This window comes from Novosphingobium sp. B-7 (assembly GCF_000410615.1).
Classification (GTDB): Bacteria; Pseudomonadota; Alphaproteobacteria; order Sphingomonadales; family Sphingomonadaceae; genus Novosphingobium; species Novosphingobium capsulatum.
The window spans coordinates 7905-14432 of sequence record NZ_KE148517.1; the positions used below are offsets into that span (position 1 = coordinate 7905).

At 66.9% G+C, this 6528-nt stretch carries 8 protein-coding genes; 7 read left to right on the forward strand and 1 reads right to left on the reverse strand.

The features are described 5' to 3' along the window. The 3 genes from H926_RS30370 to H926_RS0123745 form a co-directional block, all read left to right on the forward strand. Nucleotides 1-1544 (forward strand): sulfotransferase (locus H926_RS30370; RefSeq protein WP_202804802.1); only part of this gene is annotated, 1544 nt, incomplete at its 5' end. Between the two features lie 169 nt (nt 1545-1713). Beyond that, the gene (locus H926_RS30375; protein ID WP_158442050.1) at nt 1714-2754 is read left to right on the forward strand and encodes an aspartyl/asparaginyl beta-hydroxylase domain-containing protein; all 1041 of its coding nucleotides are present in this window, start codon (nt 1714-1716) and stop codon (nt 2752-2754) included. A gap of 106 nt (nt 2755-2860) precedes the next feature. Then, nucleotides 2861-3178 (forward strand): hypothetical protein, encoded by a 318-nt coding sequence (locus H926_RS0123745; protein WP_022678449.1) that lies wholly within the window; start codon nt 2861-2863, stop codon nt 3176-3178. A 77-nt stretch (nt 3179-3255) separates the two neighbouring features. On the opposite strand, the gene H926_RS0123750 is transcribed toward H926_RS0123745, so the two are convergent. Beyond that, on the reverse strand, nt 3256-3777 hold the full coding sequence (locus tag H926_RS0123750) for a cell wall hydrolase (RefSeq protein ID WP_022678450.1): 522 nt from the start codon (nt 3775-3777) through the stop codon (nt 3256-3258). A 387-nt stretch (nt 3778-4164) separates the two neighbouring features. Here H926_RS0123750 and H926_RS0123755 point away from each other — a divergent pair, with 387 nt between their 5' ends. From H926_RS0123755 to H926_RS30380, 4 genes are all read left to right on the forward strand, one after another. Beyond that, nucleotides 4165-4704, forward strand: a complete 540-nt coding sequence (locus tag H926_RS0123755) for a TIGR02594 family protein (protein ID WP_022678451.1) — start codon at nt 4165-4167, stop codon at nt 4702-4704. Between the two features lie 56 nt (nt 4705-4760). Continuing rightward, nucleotides 4761-5756 (forward strand): porphobilinogen synthase, encoded by a 996-nt coding sequence (hemB, locus tag H926_RS0123760; protein WP_022678452.1) that lies wholly within the window; start codon nt 4761-4763, stop codon nt 5754-5756. A gap of 5 nt (nt 5757-5761) precedes the next feature. Next, the gene (locus tag H926_RS0123765; protein ID WP_022678453.1) at nt 5762-6343 is read left to right on the forward strand and encodes a gamma carbonic anhydrase family protein; all 582 of its coding nucleotides are present in this window, start codon (nt 5762-5764) and stop codon (nt 6341-6343) included. Next, nucleotides 6324-6528, forward strand: a 205-nt coding sequence (locus H926_RS30380; RefSeq protein WP_022678454.1) for a DUF167 domain-containing protein, incomplete at its 3' end; no start/stop codon positions are given. The genes H926_RS0123765 and H926_RS30380, both read left to right, overlap by 20 nt.

A 6528-nucleotide genomic window follows, 5' to 3' on the forward strand; every position in this document is an offset into this window, starting at 1 on the left:
CGCTGCGCCGCGCCGTGCAGCTGGCTCCGGATTCGCCGCCGATCCGCGTCAATCTCGTCAATGTGCTGGTTGCCGCGGGCGAACTGGACGCGGCAGAGCGCGAAGTGGCGCAGGCCCGTCAGCTGTGGCCCGATGATGCCAAGCTGCTGATCGCCGAACATACCATTCACCGTGTCCGCGGTGATGATGCGGCCGCTTTTGCGGCACTGGCCGAAGCAGCGCGGTTGAGCCCGGACGATGCCGCGTTGCATCACGATCTTGGCGCCGAAGGCAGCCGCACCAATCGCTTTGCCGAAGCAGAAGCGGCTTATCGCCGCGCCATTGTCCTCGATCCGGCGATGGGCAGCGCCTATGCCGGGCTCGCCGCCGTGCTGGAACGCATCAACCGCGAGGATGAAATCGCCGATCTGGCCCGGATTGCGGCGGAGGTGGGCGCTGACGATGGCTCGCGCGCGTTTATCGAGGCGCTCCATCGCAAGCGGGCCGGGGACGCTATGGGAGCGCTCGCAGCACTCGACCGCGTTGGCGATGCGATGGCTCCCGAACGCACGCTGCATTTGCGCGGCCTGCTGCTCGATCGTCTCGGTCGCCACGACGAGGCCTTTGCCGCGTTCACCGCGATGAACGCGCATTGGCAAAGCGATCCAACCGGGCCGCGCGAGCGGGCACGCGCCTATCGCGAGGCCATCTCCCAGGCCGCCGATCAACTATCACCAGCATGGCTGGCGGGCTGGACGCCGCCGCCGCCGCCCTCGCCGCGCGCCAGCCCGCTGTTTCTGGTGGGCTTTCCGCGATCGGGCACTACCCTGCTCGATACGCTGCTGATGGCCGATCCCGATGTGGCGGTGCTGGAGGAAGAGCCGTTCATCGTCGAGGCAGAGGCCGCGCTGGGCGGCGTGGCCGCGCTCGACCAGGCGAGCCCGGCGCAGGTGGCCGCGGCCCGCGATGCCTATTTTGCCAAGGTCGATGCGCTGTTCGGCGATTGCTCGGGCCGCATCGTGGTCGACAAGCAGCCGCTGCATCTCAACAAGGTGGCGATCATCCGCCGCCTGTTTCCCGATGCGCGGTTCGTGCTGTCGTTGCGCCATCCCTGTGATGTCGTGCTCAGCTGTTATCTCACCCACTTCCGCACCAACAGCGCGATGGCCAACTTCCTAGATCTGGACGATGCCGCTGCGCTGTATGACCTGACCTTCGCGCATTGGGAAAAGGCCCGCGTGCTGTTCGATCTGCCGGTGGCAACGGTCGTCTATGAACGGCTGGTTGAGGATTCCGAGCGCGTGCTGCGTCCGTTGTTCGACTGGGCCGGGCTGGCCTATCCGGCCGACCGCATCGATCATACCCGCGCCGCGCGCGATCGAGGGCTGGTGTCGAGCGCCAGCTATTCCCAGGTGACCGAGCCGCTCTATCGCCGCGCCAGCGGGCGCTGGCGCCGGTACGAACGCCACCTGGCGCCCATCATGGACGTGCTGCGTCCTTGGGCAGATCACTTTGGCTATGGAATTGAGGACGAGCGCCTGCCGGATTGGCCGGTGCCAGACTGATACGCGTTGAACAGGCCCGGGGGGGCCTGGTGTTTGGACGGGGAAGATCATGCAGGGGGCATGGCAAGACAGGATAAGGCAAGACGTAGACAATCATGTAAACCGGGGGGATCTGGCAAGCGCGGCGCAAGCGCTGGAAAACATCATTGCGCAGGCGCCACCCGGACAGGTGGCGTTGGACCAGGCGTGGCTGCGCCTGGCGGGGTTGCGCCGCGCCCTGCGCCAGCCGCAGCGCGCGCTGGATGCCGTGCACCAAGCCTTGGCCCTGGCGCCGTTGGATTTCATGGCGCTGGCCTTGCGCGCCAGCCTGCTGGAGCGCCTCGCGCCCGATGAGGCTGGCCGTGCCTGGCACGAGGCGCTGGCGCAGCGTCCGTCGGGCGAACTCCCTGCCCCGCTGGCCATGGCCGTGGCCGCCGGTGAACGCTGGCACGCCGAATGGAGTGCAAAGCGCGAGGCGCGGCTCGATGCCGCGATCGGCACGCTGTGCAACGGCGAAAACAGCGATCGTGACTGGCGGATCACCCGCATGCGCAACAATGTCTTGCGGCGCACCCGGCCATTCCGCAGCTGCCCGACGCATTTTCACTATCCCGGCCTGGTCGAGCGCGAATTTCATCCTCGCGCCCGCTTTCCCTGGCTGCCTGAGTTCGAACGCGCCACGCCGGTGATCCGGGCCGAGATGGAAACGCTGCTTGCCTCTGGCCGGGCAGAACTGCTGCCCTATCTGCAATATGAGGATCACGAAGCGCTGGCGCAGTGGCGCGATCTCAATCGCAATCCCGATTGGTCGGCCATTCACCTGCTGCGCCAGGGCAATCGCATCGATGTCAACGCGGCAGCCTGCCCCGCGACGATGGCCTTGCTGGAGACCGTGGCCCAGCCCCGCATTCCCGGCGCATCGCCCAATGCGATGTTCTCTCTCCTGGCGCCGGGCACGACCATTCCGCCCCATGTCGGCGTGAACAACACGCGGTTGTTGTGCCATCTGCCGCTGGTGGTTCCGCCTGGTTGCTGGTTCCGCGTGGGGGCGGAAACCCGTCCCTGGCGCGAAGGTGAGGGTTTCGTGTTCGATGATACGATCGAGCACGAGGCCGCCAATCCCAGCGACCGGCTACGGGTCGTGCTGATCTTCGACCTGTGGCATCCCGACCTCGACAGCGTCGAGCAGGAGGCGGTGGCGCGGATCATTGCCAGTGATGGCGCGGTGTAAGTGCCGTTGGCAGGCTGGGCATCGCGCAAGGGGGCTTGCTGCGCTGCCCGGTTGGGGGCATTGTCACGCCATGCAATAAATGCCCCGTAACTGAGGGATTTGGCCCATGTTCCTGTCTATTGCCCTTGCCGCGCCGCTGTTGCTGGCCAGCGCTGCGCAGTCCAGCACCACGTCTGCTCCGCAATCGGCCCCGGCCGCCCCCGTTCCGGCTGCCGCTGCTGCGCCGGCGGTCACGCCTGCTGCTGCGGCAAAGCCGGCCAAGGACGCCGATCCGATGATCTGCGAACGCTTTGCCGAGACCGGATCGCTGCTGCGGTCCAAGAAGGTCTGCATGCGCAAAAGCGATTGGGAAGAGCAGCGCCAGCAGAACCAGCGCCTGATCGAACGCTCGCAAACGCAGATGCCGATGAATTCGGGCGGCTGACGGCGCAATTGCATCCACGTACAAAAAAGGCCGGCGCAACCACGCCGGCCTTTTTTGCGTTCCGGCAAAACCGCGGCTTACCGATAGAACACATGCCCTTCGATGCGGCCCACCTTGGTGCGGCCCTTCATCGGGCTGCTGGCGGTGTGAAAGAACAGCGCGCCGGGAACCGGATTGTCGCCTTCGCCGTTCAATACCTGCGTGGCGATGGCAACGGCTTCGCGCCACTGGTCGGTATCGCGCGGCGGGTTATAGGCGTCGACGTTGAAGAACTGGCCAGGCTGGCGCACCACGGCGCATGGCTTGGTGGCAAAGCGCGGATCCTGGGTTCGCGCACGGATCACCTGAGCGACGGCGGCACGGCCGAGACGGGGCTGGTTGCCGGCTTCGTGGATGATGACTTTGGCCATGCATTCCACTTGGGCCTGGTCCACGGTGGACGGCGCATCGATGGCGGATTGCAGGCTTGCCGGCGCTGTGGCGGCGGCATCAGCGGGCGATTCGGCCTCGGCCGGCTGGGCGGTGTCAGGCGCCAGGGCGGGCAGCGTAATCGCGGGCTGGGAAAGAGGCTGGTTGGCCGCAACGGCGGGTGCGGACATTTGCAGGGCAGCCAGAACGGCCACTGCGGAAAAGACACAAGCTATTTTGCCGAAGGCACTTTTAGACATTCCAAGGCATCACACGGGCGCAAGGTCGCCAAGTCACACGCGCAATAAAAACCCAAATCGAAAAGCGCGTGCGGGCTTCCCCACGTCTCGCCACCAGCCAAGGCCCCGGACCCGAAATGGCCCCTCCCCCCGGCTGGTCGGCTGAACGAAGGCGCCCCCGTTGGCCGCTGCGGCGCTCTGTGTCAATCATGTTGCGTTCATGTGCCGGGTGCTTGCGCCAAGGCGCAAGGTCACCTGTAACGATTCAACTGGTGCCGGGGCGGGCGCAGGAAAACGCGTGGCGGGCCAGTGGGAGCCACGCCGATGCGAGGTTTCCCTATGCCCGTCCTGCCCCCTGCCTATCGCTGGCTTGCCACCCTGCAACCCCTGCCCCGTATGCTGCGCGAAGGCCTGGCACTGATCGACACGGCCGAGCAGGCGGGCCCGGCCAGCAACCCTGTCATCCTGGCGTGGGCTGCCGAAATCGGCGGTGACGTGGCCCGCGCCTATCGTGCCGACAGCACGGCCTGGTGCGGCCTGTTCATGGCCCTGGTGGCGCAGCGCGCGGGCAAGCCATTGCCGGCCAATCCGCTATGGGCGCTCAACTGGGCGCGGTTTGGCGGGGCGGCGGCGCAGCCGATGCTGGGTGACGTGCTGGTGTTCCAGCGGTCGGGTGGTGGCCATGTCGGCCTGTGCGTGGCGCAGGACGAGGCCGCCTATCACGTGCTGGGCGGCAACCAGGGCGATCGGGTCAGCATTGCCCGCATCGCGCGTCATCGTCTCTATGCCGCGCGCCGGCCGGATTATCGCATTATGCCCACCACGGTGCGTGCCTATGGCGTGGCCGAATGTGGCACGCTTTCCACTAACGAAGCCTGACGGCAGGACAAACTGCCCCGTTGCCCGCGTTCGCCCTTGGGCCTAGCACAGGTGGCATGATCGCCAGCTATCCCCAAGCCCGCCTGCGCCGCACCCGTGCCACCGCCTGGAGCCGCGCCCTGCACCGCGAGGTGCTGATCACCCCGGCCGATCTGATCTGGCCGCTGTTCGTGACTGAAGGCACCGGCGTGGAACAGCCGATCGCCTCGCTGCCGGGCGTGTCGCGCTGGTCGGTCGACGGCATGGTGGCGCGGGCGCGTGAAGCGGTGGACCTGGGCATTCCCTGCCTGGCCTTGTTTCCCAATACCCAGGCCGAGCGGCGCAGCGACGACGGGCGCGAGGCGCTCAACCCCGACAACCTGATGTGCCGCGCGATCCGCGCGATCCGCGACGCCTGTGGCGATGCCATCGGCATTCTGACTGACGTGGCACTCGATCCCTATACCACCCATGGCCAGGATGGCCTGGTGAACCATGCCGGCTATGTCGAGAATGACGCCACGGTCGAAGTGCTGGTGGGGCAAAGCCTCAACCAAGCGGCGGCCGGCGCCGATATCATCGCCCCGTCCGACATGATGGACGGCCGCATCGGCGCTATCCGCGATGCGCTGGAAGGCGCCAGCCACGCCAATGTGCAGATCATGTCCTATGCCGCCAAATATGCTTCGGCCTTTTACGGCCCGTTCCGCGATGCCGTGGGCTCGCGTGGGCTGCTCAAGGGGGACAAGAAGACCTACCAGATGGACCCGGGCAACGCCGAGGAAGCCCTGCGCGAGGTGGAGCTGGACCTGGCCGAGGGCGCGGACAGCGTGATGGTCAAGCCCGGGCTGCCCTATCTCGACATTGCCGTGCGTGTGAAAGAGGCATTCGGCGTGCCGGTCTTTGCCTATCAGGTGAGCGGCGAATACGCGATGATCGAGGCGGCCGTGGCCGCCGGCGCGGGGGAACGCGATGCGCTGGTGCTGGAAACGCTGCTGGCGTTCAAGCGGGCGGGCTGTTCCGGCGTGCTGACCTATCATGCCGCGCATGCCGCGCGGCTGCTCAACCGGTGAGCGGCATGACCAGCCGCGCCGATGTCACCATCCTGCCGCTGCATGGCAAGACGCCGCAGATCCACCCCAGCGCATTCATTGCGCCGGGATGCCGCATCGTGGGTGACGTCACCATCGCGGAAGGGGTATCGATCTGGTACAACTGCGTGATCCGGGCTGACGTCAACCGCGTGGTGATCGGCGCGCGCAGCAATGTGCAGGATGGCACGGTGATCCATTGCGACAGCCCCAAGCCGGGGCGTCCGGAAGGCTTTCCCACACTGATTGGCGAGGACGTGCTGATTGGCCACATGGCGATGGTCCACGGCTGCACGCTGCACGATCGCGCGTTCGTGGGCCTGGGCACCATCGTGATGGATGGCGCGGTGATCGAAAGCGATGCCATGCTGGCGGCGGGCGCCATGCTGACGCCGGGCAAGCGCATCCCCGCGCGCCAGCTGTGGAGCGGGCGCCCTGCTGCCTTCATGCGCGAGTTGAGCGATGAAGCGCTGGCCGACATGCAGCACGGCGTGGCGCACTATGTCGAAAACGGCCAGGCCCATGCCGCCGCCGTGGCCGAGGCGCTCAATGGCACGGCCCAAGCCTGATCTGCCGCCCGCCGCAGCCTTGCGCGCGCTGGCCGATGGCGAACACCGCCTGACGGTGCGCGTCACGCCCGGTGCGCGGGCCGAAGGCGTGGCGATCGAAGACGGCCGCGTGCTGGTGAAAGTGCGGGCCAAGCCCGAGGATGGCAAGGCGACCGCTGCCGTGATCGGCTTGGTGGCCCAGGCGC